The sequence below is a fragment of the Anoxybacillus sp. LAT27 genome (assembly GCF_022030075.1).
GTDB classification, from domain to species: domain Bacteria; phylum Bacillota; class Bacilli; order Bacillales; family Anoxybacillaceae; genus Anoxybacillus; species Anoxybacillus kestanbolensis.
In genome coordinates, this window is sequence record NZ_JAIWYK010000400.1 from 1 (window position 1) to 223 (window position 223).

Below are 223 nucleotides of genomic sequence, written 5' to 3' on the forward strand. Positions count from 1 at the left end.
GGCCGGCGCCTTGATCTTGCCGCTGAACTCGTCAGGGCTGCGGACGTCGACGAGGTTCTTCGACCCGATCGAGGCGACGACCTCGTCGCGGAAGGCGCGGATCGACAGGTCGGCGTCCTTCGCGACGTAGGAGGTCTGCGGGCGCTCGGGGACGTCCTTGACCAGCTCGCGACCGTCGAGCTCCCACTTCTTGCGCCCGCCGTCGAGCAGCTTGACGTCCTGG

Annotated in this window: 1 pseudogene; it reads right to left on the reverse strand. The window is 68.6% G+C overall.

The features are described 5' to 3' along the window. Nucleotides 1-223: pseudogene (locus LD028_RS09950) on the reverse strand (sulfurtransferase); the annotation flags it as partial.